This is a genomic window from Dellaglioa sp. CoH-55-MRSF-6 (assembly GCF_056782215.1).
Window position 1 is genome coordinate 76607 of sequence record NZ_JBXAYJ010000002.1, and the last position, 24224, is coordinate 100830.

Annotated in this window: 19 protein-coding genes, 2 pseudogenes and 1 riboswitch; of the genes and pseudogenes, 19 read left to right on the forward strand and 2 right to left on the reverse strand. The window is 32.4% G+C overall.

Going from position 1 to position 24224, the window contains the following annotated elements:
* Positions 1-146 precede the first annotated feature (146 nt).
* The 5 genes from dnaG (at position 147) to pepT (ending at position 6046) form a co-directional block, all read left to right on the forward strand.
* Positions 147-1997 (forward strand): DNA primase, encoded by a 1851-nt coding sequence (dnaG, locus tag AC1RPK_RS02185; protein ID WP_481761357.1) that lies wholly within the window; start codon positions 147-149, stop codon positions 1995-1997.
* A gap of 14 nt (positions 1998-2011) precedes the next feature.
* Positions 2012-3151: an RNA polymerase sigma factor RpoD gene (gene rpoD, locus AC1RPK_RS02190; RefSeq protein WP_409022492.1), complete on the forward strand. Its 1140-nt coding sequence runs from the start codon at positions 2012-2014 to the stop codon at positions 3149-3151.
* A 97-nt stretch (positions 3152-3248) separates the two neighbouring features.
* Complete coding sequence (locus AC1RPK_RS02195; protein WP_481761356.1) at positions 3249-3944, forward strand: tRNA (adenine(22)-N(1))-methyltransferase; 696 nt, start codon at positions 3249-3251, stop codon at positions 3942-3944.
* Positions 3941-4738: a Nif3-like dinuclear metal center hexameric protein gene (locus AC1RPK_RS02200; protein WP_481761355.1), complete on the forward strand. Its 798-nt coding sequence runs from the start codon at positions 3941-3943 to the stop codon at positions 4736-4738. The genes AC1RPK_RS02195 and AC1RPK_RS02200 overlap by 4 nt, the downstream gene beginning before the upstream one ends.
* A gap of 57 nt (positions 4739-4795) precedes the next feature.
* A complete protein-coding gene (gene pepT, locus AC1RPK_RS02205) occupies positions 4796-6046 on the forward strand; it encodes a peptidase T (RefSeq protein ID WP_481761354.1) in 1251 nt (416 codons plus the stop codon).
* 120 nt (positions 6047-6166) lie between these two features.
* Here the strand turns inward: pepT and AC1RPK_RS02210 are convergent, their stop codons facing one another.
* Positions 6167-6355, reverse strand: coding sequence for a YjzD family protein (locus AC1RPK_RS02210; RefSeq protein ID WP_409022496.1), 189 nt, complete (start codon positions 6353-6355; stop codon positions 6167-6169).
* A gap of 132 nt (positions 6356-6487) precedes the next feature.
* Between AC1RPK_RS02210 and dnaE the strand changes: the two genes are divergently transcribed.
* The 3 genes and pseudogenes from dnaE to pyk form a co-directional block, all read left to right on the forward strand.
* A complete protein-coding gene (dnaE, locus tag AC1RPK_RS02215) occupies positions 6488-9808 on the forward strand; it encodes a DNA polymerase III subunit alpha (protein WP_481761353.1) in 3321 nt (1106 codons plus the stop codon).
* A 111-nt stretch (positions 9809-9919) separates the two neighbouring features.
* Positions 9920-10888: a 6-phosphofructokinase gene (gene pfkA, locus AC1RPK_RS02220; protein WP_481761352.1), complete on the forward strand. Its 969-nt coding sequence runs from the start codon at positions 9920-9922 to the stop codon at positions 10886-10888.
* Between the two features lie 59 nt (positions 10889-10947).
* Positions 10948-12366 (forward strand): annotated as a pseudogene (gene pyk, locus AC1RPK_RS02225) (pyruvate kinase); the annotation flags it as partial.
* Between the two features lie 288 nt (positions 12367-12654).
* Here the strand turns inward: pyk and AC1RPK_RS02230 are convergent.
* Positions 12655-14199 (reverse strand): annotated as a pseudogene (locus AC1RPK_RS02230) (IS1182 family transposase); the annotation flags it as partial.
* Between the two features lie 307 nt (positions 14200-14506).
* Here AC1RPK_RS02230 and AC1RPK_RS02235 point away from each other — a divergent pair.
* The 11 genes from AC1RPK_RS02235 (at position 14507) to rpsA (ending at position 24174) form a co-directional block, all read left to right on the forward strand.
* Positions 14507-15421 (forward strand): CvfB family protein, encoded by a 915-nt coding sequence (locus tag AC1RPK_RS02235; RefSeq protein WP_481761351.1) that lies wholly within the window; start codon positions 14507-14509, stop codon positions 15419-15421.
* Between the two features lie 163 nt (positions 15422-15584).
* A complete protein-coding gene (locus AC1RPK_RS02240) occupies positions 15585-15953 on the forward strand; it encodes an N-acetyltransferase (RefSeq protein ID WP_481761350.1) in 369 nt (122 codons plus the stop codon).
* Entirely contained in the window at positions 15937-16689 is a 753-nt protein-coding gene (locus AC1RPK_RS02245) for a segregation and condensation protein A (protein WP_481761349.1), read from the forward strand. Before AC1RPK_RS02240 ends, AC1RPK_RS02245 begins: the two co-directional genes overlap by 17 nt.
* Positions 16690-16714: 25 nt before the next feature.
* Positions 16715-17296, forward strand: a complete 582-nt coding sequence (gene scpB / locus AC1RPK_RS02250) for an SMC-Scp complex subunit ScpB (RefSeq protein ID WP_481761348.1) — start codon at positions 16715-16717, stop codon at positions 17294-17296.
* Between the two features lies 1 nt (position 17297).
* On the forward strand, positions 17298-18029 hold the full coding sequence (locus AC1RPK_RS02255; RefSeq protein WP_409022503.1) for a pseudouridine synthase: 732 nt from the start codon (positions 17298-17300) through the stop codon (positions 18027-18029).
* A gap of 51 nt (positions 18030-18080) precedes the next feature.
* Positions 18081-18205: riboswitch (FMN riboswitch) on the forward strand.
* A 117-nt stretch (positions 18206-18322) separates the two neighbouring features.
* Complete coding sequence (locus AC1RPK_RS02260; protein WP_409022504.1) at positions 18323-18907, forward strand: ECF transporter S component; 585 nt, start codon at positions 18323-18325, stop codon at positions 18905-18907.
* Positions 18908-18972: 65 nt separating this feature from the next.
* On the forward strand, positions 18973-20007 hold the full coding sequence (locus tag AC1RPK_RS02265) for a helix-turn-helix domain-containing protein (RefSeq protein WP_481761347.1): 1035 nt from the start codon (positions 18973-18975) through the stop codon (positions 20005-20007).
* Positions 19994-21445, forward strand: coding sequence for a RecQ family ATP-dependent DNA helicase (locus tag AC1RPK_RS02270; protein ID WP_481761346.1), 1452 nt, complete (start codon positions 19994-19996; stop codon positions 21443-21445). The genes AC1RPK_RS02265 and AC1RPK_RS02270 overlap by 14 nt, the downstream gene beginning before the upstream one ends.
* 57 nt (positions 21446-21502) lie before the next feature.
* A complete protein-coding gene (locus AC1RPK_RS02275) occupies positions 21503-22111 on the forward strand; it encodes a LysM peptidoglycan-binding domain-containing protein (RefSeq protein WP_481761345.1) in 609 nt (202 codons plus the stop codon).
* 54 nt (positions 22112-22165) lie between these two features.
* A complete protein-coding gene (gene cmk / locus AC1RPK_RS02280) occupies positions 22166-22831 on the forward strand; it encodes a (d)CMP kinase (RefSeq protein WP_481761344.1) in 666 nt (221 codons plus the stop codon).
* 98 nt (positions 22832-22929) lie between these two features.
* Positions 22930-24174 carry a 30S ribosomal protein S1 gene (rpsA, locus tag AC1RPK_RS02285; RefSeq protein ID WP_481761343.1) on the forward strand — a complete coding sequence of 415 codons (1245 nt, stop codon included), beginning with the start codon at positions 22930-22932 and terminating at the stop codon, positions 24172-24174.
* Positions 24175-24224 lie beyond the last annotated feature (50 nt).

The following is a 24224-nucleotide window of genomic DNA, read 5'->3' on the forward strand; positions in this document are numbered from 1 at the left end:
GGTAATAGAATCAGAATAGTCATATTTGACAAAAGTGTCTATTACTTGAAGCTAATAATTGTATTTATGTCAAATAAATGCTATTATTATGGGTACTCAAAATATAGGTAACTTCGTATCGTTAGTTTTGGAGGTGAGTAGTTGGAATGAGAATACCCGAAAACGTAATTGAACAGGTGCGAACTAGTGTGAATATTACTGATATCATTAGTCAGTATGTCGGATTAAAAAAATCTGGTAGTAATTTTATGGGTTTATGTCCATTTCATGAAGAAAAAACGCCTTCATTTTCTGTAAGCGAAGAGAAACAAATTTTTCACTGTTTTAGCTGTGGAAGAGGTGGGAATGTTTTTAAGTTCTTAATTGAGCTAGAGGGACTTAGCTTTCCAGAATCTGTCAATAAAGTTGCAGAATTTTCAGGAATGGATATCGATAGTAAATATTCTGAATCTCAGTCAGCAAGGACACAAGAATCAACTGAAAATCGTCAGTTAAAGCAAATTCATGATGACGGTGCTAAATTATATCAACACATTTTAATGAATACAGAAATGGGTCAAAAGGCATTAGATTACCTGCATAATCGTGGTATAACGGATGAAATTATCAAAACTTTCCAAATTGGATTTGCGCCTGGGAAATCGGTCTTACAAGATTTTTTTAAGGAAAAGAAAGTAGACTATCAATTATTAAGGCAGTCTGGACTATTTATTGAAAATCAAACAGGTGATTTGCGTGAACGATTTATTGATCGAGTGATGTTTCCGATTAGAAATCAAAATGGTCAAGTTGTTGCCTTTTCAGGTCGTCTGCTTGAAAAAAATAAAGAATTACCTAAATATTTAAACAGTCCTGAAACGCCTATTTTTAATAAAAGAGAGATTCTATTTAATTACGATTTGGCAAAAAAAGAAATTCGGACAGAAGGAAATGTTATTTTGTTCGAAGGATTTATGGATGTTTTAGCAGCATACCGCTCTGGAGTTAAAAATGGTGTCGCCTCTATGGGAACAAGTTTAACAAATGAACAAATTTATTTGTTAGAACGTTCAACATCACAATTAAATATTTGTTATGATGGGGATGAACCCGGGCAAAATGCAACAAATCGTGCTTTGAACCTGCTAGCGAATCAGACAAAAATGAAAGTTGGCGTGCTAGCCATTCCTAACGGTATGGATCCTGATGAGTTTGTTAAAAAAAATGGTAAAGAAGCGTTTCTGGAGTTAGCTCACTCTGCTCGAGAGACGGTTATTTCATTCAAAATGAATTTTTTGAAACGAAATAAAAACTTAAAAAATGAAAGTGAGCAAATTGATTATATTGATCAAGTACTACAAGTTTTAACTACAATTAAAACGCCGTTTGAGCAAGATATTTATATTAATCAGTTGGCAGATGAATTTAAAATTGATAAAGGAATTCTAAGACAACAGTTAATTGATTTAGTTGCCGTTCAACCAAAAGTAGTGCAACAAGTTAATCAAGTTCCAAGGGTTCGAACAGATGAACCACCTGTAGAAAATCGCTCAGAGGTCATGAGCGATGAAAAAATTGATCGTGTTGAAAGAGCTGAAAGATTATTGCTTTATCGTATATTACATGATCATACAGCTTGGCTGAAAATTCGATCAATTGATGATTTTAGTTTTGTTCATGATAGTTATCAGTTAATATATACGTTAGCTGAAGGCTATTTAGAATTACATGAGCAATATGAAATTGCTAGTTTTTTAGATTACTTGCCAGAAGAGTCTTCAAAGAGATTTTTAATGCAAATAGAGCTGATGACAGTTGCAGAAGAGTCTTCAGAGGATGAATTTGATGATTGTGTGTCCGTCATTATGAATGATTCGCCGATGGAACAATCAATTAATCAAGTTCGATCAGATCTTATGGAAGCAAATCGTCTTGGCAATACAGAACTAACCAATGAATTATCAGTTAAGTTAATTGCATTATATCAAAAACAACAAGTACCACGAACATCCATCTAAGGGAGGAATTATTAATGGTAAAAAAAGTAGAAAAAGTTGAAGAATCAGAATTTGACGAAAAAGGCTTTAAAAAAGCACAAACGAAGTTGATCAAGGAATATAAAGTAAAAAAAGAAATTAAGTATGATAATTTAACAGATGAACTAGCAACACCATTCCATTTAGATGCTGATCGTATGGATAAATTACTTCAAAAAGTCGCAGATGCTGGTATTGCTGTTGTTGATGAAGAGGGAAACCCAAGTGAACATAGTTTAAAAGCAGCTGAAAAAGTTACAAAGAAAGCTTTAAAAGACACATCAGCACCAACTGGAATAAAAATTAATGACCCAGTTAGAATGTATTTGAAAGAAATTGGTCGTGTTAACCTTTTAAAAGCTGAAGAAGAAGTTGCTTTAGCATTAAAAATTGAAGAAGGCGACGAAGAAGCAAAACAAAAATTGGCAGAAGCTAATTTACGTTTAGTTGTTTCAATTGCTAAACGTTACGTTGGTCGTGGAATGCAATTTCTTGATTTAATTCAAGAGGGTAACATGGGATTAATGAAGGCTGTTGAGAAATTTGATTATCGTAAAGGATTTAAATTCTCAACATATGCGACATGGTGGATTAGACAAGCAATTACACGTGCTATTGCTGATCAAGCACGTACAATTAGAATTCCAGTTCATATGGTTGAAACAATTAATAAATTAATCAGAATTCAACGCCAATTATTACAAGAACTTGTTCGCGAACCAATTCCTGAAGAAATTGGTGCTGAAATGGATATGCCAGCTATGCCAGCCGAAAAAGTTCGTGAAATTTTAAAAATTGCTCAAGAACCTGTTTCATTAGAGACACCAATTGGTGAAGAAGATGATTCACATTTAGGTGATTTTATTGAAGATCAAGATGCAACTAGTCCAGCTGACCATGCGGCTTATGAACTCTTGAAGGAGCAACTAGAAAATGTTCTTGATACATTAACAGATCGTGAAGAAAATGTTCTGCGTTTAAGATTCGGTCTTGATGATGGTCGCACAAGAACACTTGAAGAAGTTGGTAAAGTGTTTGGAGTGACACGTGAACGTATTCGTCAAATTGAAGCTAAAGCATTACGTAAACTACGCCATCCATCTCGTTCAAAACAATTAAAAGATTTCTTAGAATAAAAAATTTAAGGACCATTATAAAACGAAACCTGTTTTATAATGGTCCTTTTTTAGTTATAATAAGAAAAGATAAGATACGAAAGAAGAGGATCAAGAAATGGATGCACGACATTTATCAGATCGATTAGTTCGAGTTGCAAAATTTGTACCAAAAAATGCACGATTGGCCGATATTGGATCGGATCATGCTTACTTACCTGCGTATTTAGCTATTAATAAAATTATTTCATATGCTGTTGCTGGAGAAGTAGCTAAAGGGCCTTATGAAAATGCCGTAACAGAAATTAATACAGAACGATTAGACCACATGATAATGCCAAGATTAGCTAATGGGTTAAAGGCAATTAAATTAGACGATAATATTGATACTATCACAATTGCCGGAATGGGTGGCCCTTTAATAAAGGATATATTTACTGCCGATTTAGAAAAATTAACGGGTGTCCGTCGTTTAATTATTCAACCTAATGTTGGACAAAAATTAATAAGAGAATGGTTAATGGATCATTCATATCAAATTATTGATGAAGATATTGTCGAAGACGACCATCATGTCTATGAAATTATTGTTGCTGAGAAAGTTAACACTAAAATGAGCTACTCGATATTAGATTTAAAGTATGGACCTAAATTAAGAATTGAGCAAAGCGATGTATTCAAAGCTAAATGGCACAAGCAAATGGAAAAAAAGCGTAAAGTTTTAAAAAATTTTGAGGCAGCAAATAAAGTTCCTATTGATAAAAAAAGGATATTAGAAGTTGATATCAAAGAAATTGAGGAGATGCTGGGATGACAAAAATTATTGATTTAGTCAATCAATTCGAAGTATTTGCTCCAAAAAGTATGGCTGAAATTGGTGATCCAGTAGGCCTACAATTAGGTGATATTAATAATACTGTTACTAAAGTAATGACAACTTTAGATGTTCGTCCAGAAGTTGTCCAAGAAGCAATTAATAAAAATGTAGATTTTATTTTCGCACATCATCCATTAATATTTAGACCGGCAAAAAATTTGGATACTACGAATCCTCAAAATAAAATGTATGCCGATTTATTGAGTCATAATATAACAGTGTATGCAGCTCATACTAATTTAGACAATGTTACAGGTGGGATGAATGATTGGTTAGCGAGTCGTTTAAAATTACAAGAAACAATCCCGTTAGTGCATACAAATAGTTCAGATTATGGAATGGGTCGAATCGGAAATTTAACTAGTCCTATGACTGTTATTGAATTTTCTGAATATTGTAAGAAGCAATTTAACATAAGTGGATTAAGACTGATTTCTAATGATTTGACGCAATCAATTAAGCGTGTTGCAGTTCTAGGTGGTGATGGTGGTAAATTTTATCATGAGGCAATTAAGCAGCAGGCGGATGTTTACGTAACAGGAGATGTCTACTACCACACGGCTCATGACATGTTAGCAGAAGGGTTGTCAGTTATTGATCCGGGCCATCATGTTGAAAGTATCTGTAAAGCACAATTGAAACGGTTATTTGGAGAATGGAATCTAGAAAATAATTGGCAAATTGAGATTATTGAATCAGATATTAATACAGATCCATTTCAGTTTATTTAATTTTAAAATTAGAGTATGATTAGAGATATTAAATAATAGATTAGGAGATACGCTATCATGACAAAATATGAAGAATTAATTCCACGTTTTATTAAGTATGTTAAAGTAGAAACTCGTTCTGATGAAAATTCAGGGGTAACTCCTTCAACGCAAACTCAAGTTGAATTTGCGAAAGAATTAAAGGAAGAACTTTTACAAATTGGATTAAAGGATGCACGTATTTCTAAAAAAAGTGGGTATGTTTTAGCAACATTACCAAGTAATTTAGAAGCTGGTAAAAACGTTAAAGCGGTTGGTTTTATTTCACATATGGATACAGCTGCATTTACAGCAGAGGGTGTTAACCCCCAATTCGTTGAAAATTATGATGGCGAATCTGATATTAATCTTGACGATGATGGTAAATTTAAACTAACTATTAAAGAATTTCCAAATTTAAAAAATTATAAAGGCAATACATTAATTACAACAGATGGTTCAACACTATTAGGATCAGATGATAAATCGGGAGTAGCTGAAATTATTACTGCTGTAGCTTATTTAGTTGCACATCCTGAAATTAAGCATGGTGACATTAAAGTTGGTATTGGACCTGATGAGGAAATTGGGGTAGGTGCTGATAAATTTGACGTAGCCGATTTTGGAGCTGATTTAGCTTACACTGTTGATGGTGGACCATTAGGTGAATTAGAATATGAAACATTTAATGCTGCTCAAGCAGTCGTTTCAATTCAAGGTAAGGAAGTTCATCCTGCAACTGCTAAAGGTGTTTTAATTAATGCAAGTAAGTTAGCAAATCAATTTGACTCATTATTACCACAAGATGAAGTACCTGAAAAAACTGAAGGCCGCGAAGGTTTTTACCATTTAATTTCAGTAGAAGGTACAGTTGATGAAGCAAAAATGGTATATATTATTCGTGATCATGATCGCCAAAAATTCGAAGATCGCAAAAAGTATATGATGGGTATTGCTGATAAAATGAATGCTGATTTTGATTCTGAACGTGTGACAATTGATATGGTAGATCAATATTACAATATGCGTGAAGTAATCGAGAAGGATATGACTGTTGTGACTGTTGCTAAAGAAGCTATGGAAAATTTAGCAATTAAACCGGATATCTATCCAGTACGTGGTGGGACAGATGGTTCAAAAATCTCATTCATGGGATTACCAACACCAAATATATTTGCTGGAGCAGAAAATATGCATGCGCGATTTGAATTTGTTTCAGTTGAAACAATGGAAAAAGCAACGGATGTTGTTCTAGAAATTATAAAATTAGTATCTGAAGAAACAAAATAGGTATTATTAAATAGTGTGGATGAGTTAAACTAGAGGACATATTGAGACCTTTCTTTCTCAAATTTTTCCTTATAGTCTTATAAAGCCAAAAAAAAGATAAACTAATTAGTTTATCTTTTTTTATTTATCTGATTTAGGATCTTTGAGAATGGCGTAGAGGCAATTTACGACAATTAAGCCGGTAACTGCAAAAATAATACCGATTAACAAAACTGGTGCAAACAATGTACCAGTTAGTGAGCTTACGATATAACCAATTACTTCACCAAAAATGAAGCCCCAAAAGAGAATTGTTAATTGTTTCATCATAGAACAGCACCTCACATTCAAAGCTAATTTTAGCACAAATAATTATTTTTGCAAAAGCTTTTTAGTGTCTATTGGGTATTGTTAAAAAGTTTTGTATAATAACATTAATAGATACGTGAAAAGGGGGATAAAATGTTTGTTCCGTTAAAAGTTAAAAGTTCATTCAGCTTATTACAAAGCACCACTAAAATTAATGATCTTGTTCAAAGTGCTAAAAGTAAAGGCTATAAAGCAATTGCCTTAACAGATAATAATACATTGTATGGTGCAATTGATTTTTATAATGCCTGTCAAAAAGCTGAAATTAAGCCAATTATCGGACTAACGTTAGATATCTCCGGTTTAATCGAAACAAACCATGAATATGAATTGACCTTTATTGCAAAAGATAAACAAGGTTATCAAAATTTAATGCAATTATCGACCTTAAAAATGACCTTAAATGATGATAAGTTAAACTTTAGTAGTTTAACTAACTATTTAGACGGTTTATTTATATTATCACCTAGTGAAAAAAGTGAATTTAGTTATTTAATTGAACAAAGTCAAATATCCGATGCAAAAGAATTATTAGCCAAATATCAAAGCTTAATAGGTTCAGAAAATATTCGAGTTGGCCTATCTCACTTAATGGATAAAATTACGGCACAATCAATTAAATCTTTAGCTCAAAATTTTGATATTCGTGTAATTGCGCTAGATGAAGTAGCTTATTTGGATGCTGAAAATCAGTTTGATATTGATGTGTTAAAGGCAATTAGTACTGGTGAAACGATTTTAATTAATAAAGTTGATGAACAAATTCAGGGAGAATATGCATTAAGAAATCCAAAAGAGATAACGGAGCAATATCAAGAATTGCTAATGGCAGATGCAATTCAAGAAACCCAAAATTTAGCAGATGAAACGTCTCTGGAATTAACATTCTCACAACCCAAACTACCTGAGTATCCATTACCTAATAATGAAACAGCACATAGTTATTTGAGAAGTATGTGTAATACTGGATTAAATGAGCGGTTTCCAAATGGTGTACCTAAGGAATATAAACAAAGATTAGAACTTGAGTTAAACGTTATTCAACAAATGGGATTTGAAGATTACTTTTTAATCGTTTGGGATATTATGAACTATGCTCATTCGCAAAATATTATAACTGGCCCAGGACGAGGGTCATCTGCTGGATCGATCACAGCCTACGTTTTAACGATTACGGATGTTGATCCAATTAAATATAATTTATTGTTTGAACGTTTTTTGAATTCAAAACGTGTTCAGATGCCGGATATTGATTTAGATATTCCAGATGATAAACGTGGACTAATCCTTAATTATTTACATCAAAAATATGGACATTATCACATGGCTCAAATTATTACATTTGGCACAATGGCAGCAAAACAGGCTTTGAGGGATGTTGGTCGAGTATTTGGTGTATCACCTTTTGAAATGAAAGGGTGGAGTGATTCAATTCCAAATGTTTTGAAAATTACGTTGACAGAGGCGCTAGCACAATCACAAAAATTACGTAATTTAGTTAATGATAGTTCCAAAAATAAAAATATTTTTACAATTGCGCAGCATATCGAAGGGATTCCAAGACACTACTCTACGCATGCAGCAGGGGTCGTATTGAGCCAAATTGATTTACGAGAAGTGGTTCCGTTACAAAATGGAAGTGAGGATATTCTTTTAACGCAGTATTCTAAAGATATAGTTGAAAATGTTGGTTTATTAAAAATCGATATTTTAGGTCTACGTAATTTAAATATTTTAGATCAAGCTGTAACACAGGTTAAAAAGAATTATCAAGCAGACTTCAATCCAGCATTCATTAATTTAGAAGATGAAAAAACATTAGCTCTTTTTAGATTAGGTGATACATCCGGTGTTTTCCAATTTGAATCTAATGGTATCAAAAATGTTTTAAAAAAATTACAACCAACATCTTTTGAAGATATCGCAGCTGTAAATGCGTTATATCGGCCGGGTCCGATGGAAAATATAGATACATTTATTGCACGAAAACATCATCTTGAAAAAATAACATTTCCGGACAATAGTTTAAAACAAATTCTTGAGTCAACCTATGGTGTATTAGTTTATCAGGAGCAGGTTATGCAGGTCGCATCAAAGATGGGTAATTTTACACTTGGTGAAGCTGATTTACTACGCCGAGCAATGAGTAAAAAGAAAAAAAAGACTATTGATGAAATGCGTACTCAGTTTATCAATGGGGCATATGATAATGGAATTCAAGAAGATGTAGCTAAAACAGTTTATAGTTATATTGAGCAGTTTGCTAATTATGGATTTAATCGTTCACATGCCGTTGCCTATAGTAAAATTGCTTTTCAATTAGCCTATATTAAAGCTAATTTTCCAGCTGCATTTTTTGAAGCTATTTTAAATTCCGTTGGTAATAATCCGCAAAAAATAAAAGAATACTTAGTGGAAGCAAAGCAATATCATGTAATAATTAAATTACCTGATATTAATATGAGCGAGGTAGGTTTTAGTTTAAGACAAAATATTGTTTTATTTGGATTAAATAGTATTAAAGGACTTAGAAAAGACTTTATTGAACATATCATTACATTACGGAAAAAAGAATTGTTCACAGATTTCCAATCCTTCCTGCATCGGATAGATAAAAAATATTTAAATGAGGAAAATATTTCAGCTTTAATATATTCTGGGTGTTTTGATCAATTTGAATATAATCGTGCTGAGTTGATTAGTGCTCTACCAGAATTAATTAGTAGTATTGATTTAAGTGGAAATAATACTAATTTATTTGAATTATTAACACCTAAGATAGCAAGACAATCAAACTTTCCATTAATGGTTCGATTAGAAAAAGAATCACAATATTTAGGTGCGTATCTTTCGGGACATCCGGTTGAGAAGTATCGGAAACAGCTAAATCAAAGCGATTTTAAAAAAATATCGGAAATATCTGATAAGACACATGTAACCATTTTAGTTAATCTTACGAGAGTAAAAGTTATTCGAACAAAGAAGGGTCAACAAATGGCCTTTGTAAATGGTTCGGATGAAACAAGTGAGATTGATTTGACAATATTTCCTGATTTATTTCGACAGAAAGAATCTTTACTTGAAAAAAATAAGGTCGTTGTCGTTTCGGGGGATGTTGAAACAAATAGAGGATTACAAATTATTGTTAAAAAAATAGAATTAGCAGATGATTATTTTAAACGAATAACTCAAAAAAAATGGTTTTTGAAGATTACTAAAGAAACAACAAATGAAAAAATAGAAAAATTAATGCAAACCATGAAAATAAGGTTAGGTCAAACACCGGTTATTTTGTACTATGAAAAAGACAATCGTAAAATTAGTTTAGATAGAACTTATTGGTTAAGGAACGACAAAGAAACACATACAGCGCTTACAAAAATATTAGGTTCTGAAAATGTCGTCATTAAGTAATTTATTCTTGAAAATACTGAAAATATTTTCACATTTAACAAGACAACTTTTCTGAAAAGTGTTAATATAGTGAGTGAAATATGTACTTAAATTACTTATTGAGGTGAAGAAATGAAACGCATTGGTATTTTAACAAGTGGTGGAGATGCGCCAGGTATGAACGCTTCAGTTCGTGCTGTTGCACGTCGTGTAATTGGTGAAGGATTAGAAGCATACGGTATTAATTATGGTTTTGCTGGTTTAGTTGCTGGCGATATTCATAAAATTGAATATGCTGACGTTGATGATGTTATTCAACGCGGTGGAACAATGTTATATTCAGCCCGTTATCCTGAATTTGCAACTGCTGAAGGACAATTAAAAGGTATCGAACAACTTAAAAAGTTCGGTATCGATGCTTTAGTTGTTATCGGTGGGGATGGTTCATACCATGGTGCTTTAGCACTCACAAAACGTGGATTTAACGCTGTTGGTATTCCAGGAACAATCGATAATGATATTCCTGATACAGATTTCACAGTTGGATTTGATACAGCTGTTAACACAGCTCTTGATGCAATTGATCGTATTCGCGATACTGCTCGTTCACATCAACGTACGTTTATCGTTGAAGTAATGGGTAGAAATGCTGGAGATATTGCTTTATGGTCCGGTATTGCTGGTGGTGCTGATGTTATTGTTATTCCTGAAAAAGGATATAACATGCAAGAAATTGCAGACAAGCTCAACAGTAACCGTGAACATGGTAAAGATTCAGGAATTATCGTATTAGCTGAAGGTGTTATGGGAGCTAGTGAATTTGCTGCTGAATTAGACACATATGGTAATTTTGAAACACGTGTGACTATTTTAGGCCATACACAACGTGGTGGCGTACCAACTGCCAAAGATCGTGTCTTAGCAAGTCGTTTTGGTGATTATGCTGTTCAACTTCTTATGGAAGGTAAAGGCGGATTAGCAATTGGTATTAAAGACAACAAATTAGTTGCTGAAGATATTGTTGCAACGCTTGAAGAACATAAACATCATACAGATTTGAGTCTTTTAGACTTAAATACACGACTTTCAACACCAAAATAATATAATACTGTTATTGTTATTTATAAATAATAAGTAAACTAAGAGGAGATCATAATCTAATGAAAAAAACTAAAATCGTAAGTACACTTGGTCCAGCCAGTTCAGATCTTGATACAATTGTTAAATTAATCGAAGCCGGTGCTAATGTTTTCCGTTTCAACTTTTCTCATGGTGACCATGAAGAACATTTAGGTCGTATGACATTAGTTCATGAAGCAGAAAAAATTACTGGTAAAATGGTTGGTATCATGCTTGATACTAAAGGTGCAGAAATCCGTACTACTGTTCAAAAAGAAGGTAAAATCAACTTTGAAATTAATGATATTGTTCGTATTTCAATGGATGATTCACTTGAAGGAACAAAAGAAAAGATTGCTGTTACTTACCCAGGTTTAATTGAAGATGTTCATGTTGGAGGCCACGTATTGTTTGATGATGGTCTTATCGATATGAGAATTGATGAAATTGATACAGCTGCTAACGAATTAGTAACAACTGTTATGAATTCTGGTCGTTTAGGTTCACGTAAAGGTGTTAACGCTCCTGGTGTATCAATTAACTTACCTGGTATTACTGAAAAAGATTCAGACGATATTCGTTTTGGTTTAGATCAAAACATTGATTTCATTGCTGCAAGTTTTGTACGTAAACCAGCTGATGTTTTAGATATCCGCGCTTTACTTGAAGAAAAAGGAATGGAACATGTTCAAATCTTCCCTAAGATTGAATCACAAGAAGGTATCGATAATATTGATGCTATTATGGAAGTTTCTGAAGGATTAATGATTGCCCGTGGCGATATGGGTGTTGAAATTCCTGCTGAAAATGTTCCTTTAGTTCAAAAAGACTTAATCAAAAAATGTAACGCTTTGGGCAAACCAGTTATTACTGCTACTCAAATGCTTGATTCAATGCAAGAAAACCCACGTCCTACACGTGCTGAAGCATCTGATGTTGCTAATGCCGTATTTGATGGAACAGATGCAACAATGCTTTCAGGTGAAAGTGCTAATGGTGACTACCCTGTAGAATCAGTTGCAACAATGGCTCGTATTGATGAAAAATCTGAAAATGCATTGCGTGCACATAGCTCATTTGCATTAAATGAATTTGACAAAAATGATGTTACTGAAACTATTGGTCGTGCTGTTGCTGAAACAGCTGATAGCTTAGGTATTAAAACTATCATCGCTGCTACAAAATCTGGTCAAACAGCACGTATGATTTCTAAATACCGTCCTGACTCAGATATTTTAGCTATTACTTTTGACGAACAAACTCGTCATGGTTTATCAGTTAACTGGGGTGTTCACCCAATCATTGCTGAAAAACCAGCATCAACAGATGCATTGTTTAGTTTAGCAACTGAAAAAGCTAAAGAATTAGGTTTCGCTAAAAAAGGTGACCTTATCTTAATCACTGCTGGTCTTCCAGTTGGTGAAAAAGGAACAACAAACAGTTTGAAAGTTCAATTAGTAGACTAATTATATTAAGGTTCAAGTACATGATGAACCTAAGTTAGTATATCGGTAAGACATTGGTGACGAAAAATGTTATTGGGTTAATCATGAATATAATTGACTAATTAAGATAATATTGATCAGGTTGTATCAATCCTTACTTGAATATTTTAAAATTGGAAAAGGGGCTGTGACATAAGTCCCTTCAATAAAGTTCAAAATAAGGCTCCGGAAATCATTTTTTGATTTCTGGAGCCTTATTTCTTTTTATTTAAAAAAATATAGAAAACAGAAGTATTATTTACCTCCTAAACTGGCTAATTTTTGGATATTTAATGCCATTACTATCAAACCTGCTTCCTTTTTAACCTTCTCAATCCCTCGCAATAGAAATTGATTGAACGGCAAAGAGGCCTTCATTCGACCAAAAACGGATTCTACATCAATTTTACGGTGCGCGTAAATTTGACCCGTTTCTGGTTCAGAAAGTCGTTCACATTGTTGTGCCTTAAAATATTCCCAAGATCCGTTAACTTGAATCTTACGACGTGCACCTCTAAGTGTTTTAGCCGCAGGAATAATTATCTGATTCTCATCTAGTAACTCTGCTTGATATTCTTTAAATTCACGAACTATTCCATATTTATCGGTTCTTTTCCGATACGCTTTAAAGTTAAATCGCACGCCGTGCGGATCAATATAGTAATCATTATTTTCATGATAATCCCAGTTCATAACTTTTCTATCATCAGTTCGCCATTTTTTGCTTTGTTCTCTAATCATGGTACCGTAAGGAATTATAGCAGTTTGATTTGGTAATTCATCTTCAATGAAACGATAGTTTGATTCTGATCCATATCCGGCATCGGCAACAATGTATTTATCTAATTTATTATGAGTACTTAACGTTTTAAGAAACGGTTGAAGTGTTCTAGTATCTGTTGGATTTTGAAATAATTGGTAGCCCAAAATAAATTGGTTACTGGTCGCAATTTGTAAGTTATAAGCTGGCTTAAGTTGACCATTTAACATTGGATCTTCTTTAATACGCATAAAAGTTGCATCATGATCAGTTTTAGAATAGCTATTTCGAGTACCGTATATTTTCATTTGTGCTTCATGTTCACTTAATTTATGTTGGCGTTTAGTTAATTGATTCTTCTTAGATTTTAGGGTTCTTCGAATTCTTTTAGCTGGATTGGGACTTATCTTCTTAGTTCTTGAAACTTCCTGGTCTAATGCTACTAATTTCTGATCAAGTCGATCGATAACTTCTTCAATCATTTCTAGTGTTAGATTGGAGCCTTCTGGGACTTTACAAGCAGCATGCGCTGTTTTTAATTCAACTAGTAGCTCTAAAATCGCTTCGCGATTCATTTGATCAAAACGTATTGTATTCTTTTTCCAAATAAAACTATATTTATTAGCATTAGCCAAAACCTTAGTACCATCAATAAAGATGGCATCACTAATCATATTTTGTTGTCGTAAATATTCGACTAAGGTATCTAAACTGCGATCAATTAAATCAGTTAATTCATTCGACGTTCTAAATCGGACAATAGTTCGGTAAGATGGCATTTGCTCTTGTGTTAACCAACGTGCCGATAAATTTTCTTGTGCTAGTAAGGCGACCCGACGACTACTAAAAACACCTCGAGTTATAGCAAAAAGATATAACTTCAATAAAGCTGAAAGATTATATTCACGGGGGCGACCAAAAAGATAAGGTTCTTTTATTTCTAATTTTTCGATTAGCGTATTGATATAACACGCAGTGTTATTCTTTTCTGGTATATAGTCAGTTGAGATGGCTAAACAAGTCTGATTTATGTTATAATAATTTTGCATTTTTAAGTCCTTTCGAGGATTAAATTAAGGAGCATTGGGGGTCGAAGGCCAGTGTTCCTTTTTATTTTTCTAATTAGATAATATATTAAAAAGTAGTAAAAAGAAACAAGTCTCCCGAAATCAAAAAAGATTTCGGGAGACTTGTTTAATATCATATTGAAGAGACTTATGTCACAGCCCCTTTTTTATTACACAATATTTCTATTCAATTGGCTATTAAGCCTAATATCAGGTAAAATGTGAGTATGTAATTTTAAAATATGAATAAAGAAATATAAAATAATATTTTTTTGAATGGGAGAAATAAATGAGTTCAATAATGGGACAAGTTGTTACCGCAATGGTAACTGATGAGAATGATACAGAATTTTTAGTACAAAAAGATAGTATAACAATGCATTTATTGAAAGATGAAAAAAACAGTCAATTAGCGAACGGTTCGATGGTTACAGGCTTTGTGTATGAGAACGAAGATCATGATTTGAGTTTATCAACAATAATTCCTAGAGCTGGCATTGATCAATATGCATTCGGAGACGTTGTAAAAGTTAGAAGAGATTTAGGTGTCTTCGTTGACATTGGTTTACCAGACAAAGATGTAGCAGTTTCACTAGATGATTTACCAGAAATGAAATCACTTTGGCCAAAAGCTGGTGATCGATTAATGGTTGGACTTAAAATTGATGCCAAAGATCGTATTTGGGGTGATGTTGCGGACGAAGAAATGTTTCGATCAATTGCTAAGAAACCTGATGACTCATTAAAAAATAAAAATATGAAATTTACAGTTATTCGCTTAAAAATGATTGGAACTTTTGTAATTACTGATGATGATTATCTTGGATTTATCCATCCATCTGAAAGATTTAATGAACCTAGATTAGGTCAAGTATTAGAAGGACGTGTAATTGGAATTAGAACTGACGGTACAATTAATCTATCTATCAAACCACGTGCCTATGAAGCAATTAGTGATGATGCAGCAATGTTGATTGCTGCATTAAGTCATAATGATGAAAAAACATTACCTTTTACTGATAAAAGTAATCCAGAAGACATTAAAGAATATTTTGGTATCAGCAAAGGTCAATTTAAGAGAGCTGTTGGACATCTGCTAAAAGAGCGTTATGTTAAACAAGAAGATGGTAATCTTATTTTAATAAAAATGCCTGAGGAATTTGAAACTAATAATGATGAATTAATTAACGAAACAGATGATTAATAGAAAACTATTTTAGTAGGTAAGAGATAATAAATAAAATTATTTGAAAATATAATTTATTAGTTCAACGTTAAATTAATATATCGGTAACAAACAAGTATATTAGTTATTTTTAAATATATGAATTGTCTCATGAATGCCGTGCGTGTAGAGGAGAACAATAATGCTTATTAAGTATAAGAATGATTATGAAAAAATTGCGATGGGCTTGTTGTCATTTATACCTGACTTGAAGGATGTTACTAGAATTAATTTAGCAATTAAAGGTTATCAAGATACAGAAAATCGAGATTTGTATCTTTGGAAAAATGAGGCAGGTAATTTTACTGGTATAGTTGGTATTGAAAATGATGGCAACGTTGTCGTAGTTCGGGCAATATCATTGAGTCCAGATGAAAGACATAAAAAAGTTAGTTTTTTGATTCTGAACGCTGTATTATCGCTATATCCTGATAAAAAAATCATGGGTACAATTGATACTACAAAATTAATTGAAAAATGGGAAATGCAAAAAAATGAGTCAAAAATTTAAATCTATTAGTCAGGTAACATTAAAATTAACCTCTTTTGAAGGACCACTTGATTTGTTACTGCATTTAATCAAAGATTCTGAGATGGATATTTATGATATTCAAATTTCAGAAATAACAGAGCAATATTTAACTATTATTAAAGATACTACGAATATGTCATTAGATGTGATTGGTCAATATTTAGTGATGGCTTCAACGTTGATGAAAATTAAGAGTCAAATGTTATTACCGGCAGAATTTTCCAATGTAGAGGAAACTCAAACTGATCCAAGGGCAAGTCTAGTCGAACAATTAATTGAATATCAAATTTTTAAAGAGGCGGCTGGAGAGTTGAGCGTCAGGGAAAATAAACGTGCGAATTATTTTTCTAAGGAACAAAGTAGTATTCCTAAAAATAGATTTGATAAACCTCAACTTGATATACCTGGCCTGGATTTAGAAACACTTGAGAATGCTTTTAAAAGAGTTTTAATAAAGCAAATAAATCATCAACCAATTGAGAAAAAAATTAATGTGCAACTAGCATCACTCTCTGATAAAATATCAGAAATAAAAAAAATCATTCTAAATTCAAATAAGAGTTTAATATTTAGTGATTTTTTTGAAATAACAACAACGGTTGATGAAATTGTTGTTACTTTTCTGGCAATATTAGAACTTTCAAAATTAAACCAAATTAAATTGAAACAAGCAAATAGCCATGAAATGATTCAGATTTTAAAAATTGAACCATAGATTATTGTATTAAGGAGGTACGAAGGTGAGTCATTTAGCAAATATTGAAGGACTTTTATTTGTGAGTGGGGATCAAGGAATATCTCTAGCAGAATTATCTAGATTAACTGGATTATTGAAATCAGCAGTTAAAGAACAACTTGAAAAATTATCATTAAAGTATAAAAATGATATAAATTCTAGCTTGGAGCTAATTCAATATAATGATTGTTATCAATTAGTAACAAAAGAGAAATTAGCAGATTTAATTAAAGATTATTTTGAAAATCCTAATTCAAGAAGACTTTCTAATGCAGCACTGGAAACGCTAGCTATCATTGCTTATAAACAACCAGTGACACGACTTGTAATTGATGATATCCGAGGAGTTCAAAGTTCAGGATCACTGCAAAAATTGATTGCTTTAGATCTAATTCGTGAAAATGGACGTCTTGATGTACCAGGAAGACCTATTATATATGTAACAACGACGCAATTTTTAAATTATTTTGGATTAACTGAACTAAAAGAACTTCCAGTGATTAGTGAAAATCAAGATTTTGATGGAGAAATAGGTAAACTTTTTTTAAATAATTTTAACGAAAAATTACAAGAAAATGAGGAATAATATGGCAGAGGCAGAAAGATTACAAAAAGTTATGGCGCAATCAGGTGTTGCGTCACGAAGACAATCCGAAAAAATGATTTCAGAAGGTCATGTTAAGGTGAATGGTAAGGTTGCAAGTGAGTTGGGTATTAAGGTCACAAGTGAAGATAAAATTGAAGTTGATGGTATTCGTTTAAATGAAGAACCATTAGTCTATTATTTATTCTACAAACCAAGAGGAGTTATTTCGGCTGTTAAGGATAATAAAGATCGTAAGGTTGTTACGGATTATTTTCCAGGTGTAAGGGAAAGAATTTATCCAGTCGGTCGATTAGATTATGATACTTCTGGATTATTATTAATGACAAATGATGGTGAGTTAGCCAACAAAATGACTCATCCAAAGTATAAGATTGACAAAACTTACGTCGCTAAAGTGAATGGTATTCCATCTAATGATGATTTAAAAACGTTACGTCAAGGAATTGTAATTGATGGTAAGAAAACGGCTCCTGCTCATTCAAAAATTATTTCAGCAGATAAAAATAAGCAAAAAGCAATTGTTTCATTAACAATTCATGAAGGCCGAAATCATCAAGTTAAAAATATGTTGGCAGAGGTCGGACATCCAGTGGAAAAATTAAAACGTGAAACTTATGGATTCTTAGATTTATATGGATTAACTTCGAGTCAATACCGTGAGTTATCTGAAGAAGAAGTTCATGCATTGAAAAGTATCGCCGAGCGTAAATAATTGTAACTTATTTTATCCTATGTTATATTTTGTAGCGTAATAAAATATTTGGTTCGTCTTCAGGGGCAGGGTGTAATTCCCGACCGGCGGTTATAGTCCGCGACCCACATTGTATATGTGGCTGGACTGGTGTAATTCCAGTACCGACAGTTAAAGTCTGGATAAAGAAGATAGGGCTTATTTGAGTAAGTAATTTCAAATGAACTCTGTTAATCTTTAGTGATTAATGGCGTTCATTTTTATTTACTTGAAAGGTTCTTCATTGAAGATGGCCTTCCAGGAGGTTTTCTAGTATGAATCGGTCACCAGTTTATAAAGTTGTGATTACAGCGTTCTTAGCTGCAATCTCATACGTATTAATGTTTTTATCTTTCCCAGTAATTTTTCCGTATTTAAAAATTGATTTTAGTGATTTACCAATTTTAATTGGATTTTTTATTTTGGGACCAATGAGCGGTGTGATGGTTGCCGTCGTTCGTTCATTGCTGTATCTAGTTTCAACTGGAACAGATATTGCCAGCTTGATAGGTGTTGGAAGTAATTTCTTAGCATCAATGGCGGTATCATTTCCAGCATATTATCTTCTCAAAGGTAAAGGAAACCTTAAGCCAACACTTGGAAAGAGTATTTTGGCAGTTTTAGTGAGTACCTTTGTACTAACTGCTGTATTATCTATTGCAAATTATTTTGTAATTCTACCAGTGTACTTGAATGTTATCGGTATGAATATCGGAATGTCAGTATCCAAGTACGTTATTGTTGGTATTGTTCCTTTTAATATTATAAAAGGAATTCTGGTCGTTGGGTTATTTAGTCTTTTATATCAGAGAATGTATGGTTGGGTTCAGTTAAATAATAAAAAATATAAACAACTATAGTATAATTAATGAGGGAGAATTCTTAAGTGATTCTTCCTCATTTTATTTTATAAGGATGGTATTTTATGGTTGAAGATTATCTCTTACAAATGTTTAATGTCGAATATCGGCGACCTAATGTAATATTTAGCATTATTACAGGTCGGAATACTGTTTCCAATATATATTGGGGAATGCGTTATGATTTGCTAGATTATTTTAGTATTGATCCTCAATTTACAAATGAAATATATCAAAAAATACTTTCTAAGTTGAAACAAAATAAATTACTCACTGAATCTAATGGGCAAGTTCGGTTAACGCAAAATGGTTTAATTCGACAAAAAAAAGCGAAAAGCGATTTATATCAAATTAAGCACCCTAAATTAATAAATCAATATAAATTTAATGAATGGTCAGAAACTTGTATTTTAGCTATACAAGTTGTATCTGAACTTAGCTTTGTTAATCGTCATTATTATCCTGTCGTAACATCCGAATTAACTAAATTTAATATCAAAAAATGGATTTCTAATAATGACAAAACAATACTAACAAAACAAGTTAATTTAGAATTACGATTGTTCGTGCAAAAAATTGATACAAATTCTAGTTTAATATTTATGAACAAATTAATTGGTCATAATCTTAATGGATTGACCAATAAACAGTTAGCAAATGAGTTGAATCTATCAGAAATGGAGATTCAATTAATATACAGAGATACAATAAATTTTTTTGCTAGTTGGATTGAGGAGCAAAAACAAAGTGTGTTCAAAGAATTAGTTCAGTCAATTCTAAAAACAGGAATTATTTCTGAAAGTGCAAAGGAAACGATGAGATTAATTACTATGGGCCTATCTGTTAATGATGTGGCTAAAAGTAGAGGATTGAAGACTAGTACAATTTTTGAACATTTACTTGAATTAGCAATGATTAGTGAAAAATTTCCATTTGATACTTTTTTAACAAAAAAAATAGTTAATGATTTATCTGAAATTATGGGGAGAGATATTGATCAAGTACCTTTTAAAATAATACAAAATAAGAAACCTGATATAAATTTTTTCGATTATCGTTTGTATCAAATTTATAGGAGTAAAATAGATGTCCAAAATTAATTTAAAAGAAAAATTGATGGAATACTTTGGATTCGATTCATTTATGATAGGCCAAGAAGAAACCATAGAAACTATCTTATCTGGTCAAGACACGTTATCAGTACTACCTACAGGGACTGGGAAATCATTGTGTTATCAGTTAGCTGGCTATCTTATGAATGGTACGACAGTTATCGTTTCACCGTTGTTATCTTTAATTCAAGATCAAGTTAGTCAATTTAATTTTCGTGGTAATGGGACAGCTATTGGATTAACATCAATATTGAGTTATTCTGAAAAAAAATATGTGTTAAAAAATATACAATCTTATAAATTTGTTTATTTATCTCCTGAAATGCTAAGTCAATTTGAAGTGATAAATGCCCTTAAACAAATAGATGTATCACTATTTGTTGTAGATGAGGCACATTGTATCTCCACTTGGGGACCAGATTTTAGGCCTGATTATTTGGATTTGAATAATGCAATTGTGAAACTTGGTACACCTTGCGTTTTGGCGTTGACAGCCACAGCTGCACTAAATATTCAGAATGATATTATGACACAATTAAAAACAGAAGGTCGAGATTTTCATAAAATCATTAAATCGGTTAATAGAAGTAATATTTTTTTAAGTGTCTTAAAAGTGCATGATGAATCTGATAAAAATAAGCAATTATTAAATTTATTGAATAAAATCAAGGGTGTTGGAATCGTTTATTTCTCGAGCAAGAAAAAGGCAAATGAGGTCTCAGATTTAATAAATAATAACACTGGATTAAGGTCTGAACCGTACCATGCTGACTTGAATGATATGGCAAGGTATACGGTACAAAGACAATTTATGGAAAATCAAATAGATGTTATATGTGCAACAAGCGCTTTTGGTATGGGTATTAATAAGAAAGATATTAGATACGTTATCCATTATCATATGCCCGCTGATTTTGAAAGCTACGTACAAGAATTTGGCCGATCTGGACGAGATGGCCAGCAGAGTATCGCAATTGTTTTTTCTCAAGAAAATGATGTGTTTCTACAAAGAAACTTAATTGATTTAACCATTCCAGATGATGATTTTATTAGGATGTATTTTAAAAAACATAAGGAATTAGTTGGTCTTGGAGAAGAAAAAGGTAAACTGTTAGATTATTACTATGAGAAACAAAGCTCAGTTGAAGAGGTGCAGTTCCTTTTTAGACAAAGGAAAATTGAAAAAGAAACTGGATTACAAAATATGATAATGTTTGTTAATTCAAGTAATTGTCGAAAGCAACAAATTTTAAACCATTTTGGAGAATCGAAATTAATAGAACATGATGAATTCTGTTGCTCAGCGTTATTTAATGTGGATGTACTTCAAAAGATTGGATTAGAAAAAAAGATAATCAAAAATGATGACAAGCAGTTAATTCAATCAACAGATAATATTATTTCAAGATTGTTTAAATTATCTTGAGAATAATTTGGATTATTATGGTAAAATAATGATAATTGTTTTTAGGAGGATTGAAAAATGAGTGATAAAAAAGATAATTCAGAAAAAAAGCCTTGGGAAAAATCATTCGAAGACGATAGAGACGATAATGGAAATTATTCTCGATCAGCGAATAGACGTAAAAGTAAAAATAGTTCATTATTAACTACGGGGTTATTAGTTGTTTTTGTAGCTATTATTATTGGAACGATTGCTTTTTATATTGTTGAAAGTAACAAAGTATACCAACCAGAAGATAGAACCACAAGCGAGAGTTCAGTAAGTAAAAAAATAGTTACCAAAACTGATGATTCTGATAGTTCTAGCTCAAGTGCTAAGAAAAGCTCTGAATCAAAAGAAAAAGCTAGTTCTGAATCGAAAGAAAAAGCATCAAAAGAAAAAGCTAGCTCTGAATCAAAAGAGAAAGCTAGTTCTAGCACTAATTCAAGCTCTAGCTCAGCGTCTAGTGAATCAACCAGCTCTGATAGTTCATCAAGTGCATCTTCAAAGTCATATGTAACTGTCGAAGCAGGACAAGGCATATATCGTGTTGCAGCAAACAATGGGTTAACTACAGAACAACTTCTACAAATGAATCCAGGGTTGACTACTTCTATTAGTGCAGGACAAAAAATAAGAGTTAAATAATATACATATGGGATTGATATCTAATCAATCCCATTTTTATGGAGGAATTACTTGATGAAAAATAATATCCAAATTGCAATTGACGGACCGGCATCCGCAGGAAAAAGCACTGTCGCTAAATTAGTTGCTAAAAAATTAAATTATGTTTATTGCGACACTGGGGCAATGTATCGAGCAATTACTTTTGAAGCAATGGCAAAGAATGTTGCGCTGGATAATGATGATAAGTTAGTTAGTCTATTAAAAGATACAATAATTTCTTTTAAACCAGCAAATCCAGAACAATTAGTCTATATAAACAATATAGACATAACACAAGCAATTAGGCAACCTGAGGTAACTAATAATGTTTCAACGGTTGCTGCTCAAGAAGGTGTACGCAAGGAATTAGTTAAAAGACAACAAGAAATTGCCGAAGATGGATCAATTGTTATGGATGGTCGTGATATCGGAACGACAGTATTACCAAATGCTGAAGTTAAAATATTCTTAGTTGCGAGTGTTAAAGAACGTGCTCTTCGCCGATTTAAGGAAAATCAAATTAAGGGTATTAATACAACACTTGATGTTTTAGAGTTTGAAATTGCCGAACGAGATCGAAAAGATTCTACACGTGAAATTTCTCCGCTTATTCAGGCAAAAGATGCTATACTTGTAGATACGACTTCAATGAATATTGATGGGGTCGTACAGAAAATTATGGATATAATTAACAAATAATAAAATAAAATGTGAAAAATGAGTATTAGCACTAGTAATTACTCTTCATTTCAGCTAAAATAATAAATAGAGTTTATTCGCTAAGGAGGACATTGTCCATGAGTAATATTGAAGAAAATAATGATTTACTAGAAGCATTAAATAGTGTAAGTGAAGTTAAGGTTGGTTCTGTTATAAAAGGTGAAGTTTTAGCTATCGATGATGCTAAACAAGTCATTGTTGGTATTGAAGGCGCCGGTGTTGAAGGTGTTGTACCAGCTAAAGAACTAGCACTTAAAGCTGGTGAAGAAACAGAAGACGTTGTCAAAATTGGTGACGTTATGGATTTAGTTGTTATTTCAAGTATCGGTGGCGATAAAGAAGGTGGTAGTTACTTACTATCACAAAGAAGAATTGCTGAACGTGAAGTTTGGAATGACTTACAAAAATTAGCTGATGATGATGCTACAATCGAAGCTACAGTAACACAAGTTGTTAAAGGTGGATTAGTTGCTGATGCTGGTGTGCGTGGATTCGTACCCGCTTCAATGATTGATGATCGTTTTGTTGAAGATTTATCAAAATATAACCATCAAACATTAGATTTCAAAATTATTGAAATTGACCCAACTGAAAATAGATTAATCTTATCACATAAAGCAATTGTTAAAGCTCAAAGAGATGCTCAAAAAGTAGAAACTCTTAAAACTTTAACAGTTGGTGAAGTTGTAACAGGAACAGTTGCCCGTTTAACTAACTTCGGTGCATTTGTTGATCTTGGTGGTATTGATGGACTTGTTCATATTTCAGAAATTTCTTACAACCGTATTTCTAAGGCAGAAGATGTCTTATCAGTTGGTGAAGAAGTTAAAGTTAAAGTATTGGCAATCGATTTAGATAAGAATCGTATTTCATTATCAATCAAACAAACATTACCTCAACCATGGGATAATGTTGAAAATGATATCCATGTAGATGACGTCTTAGATGGTACTGTTAAACGTTTAACGACATTTGGTGCATTTGTTGAAGTTATGCCTGGAATTGAAGGATTAGTTCATATTTCACAAATTTCTTACACACATATTGCTACACCAGGCGAAGTTTTAAAAACTGGCCAAGCTGTTCAAGTTAAAGTACTTGAAGTACATCCAGCAGAACATCGTTTAGCTTTATCAATTAAAGCTCTCGAAGAAAAACCAGCAACAGAAGAAAAACCTGAAAAGAAAAAAACAGTTAAAAAAGCTGCACCAAAAGCTAAAGCTCCTAAATCAACAATGAGTGGTATGCCAGAAGAAAGTACTGGTTTCACACTTGGTGATATTTTAGGTAAAGCATTAGAAGATGCAGATACTAACAAATAATTAAAATATTATTTTTAAGTAACGACTGAACTGTAGTTCAGTCGTTTTTA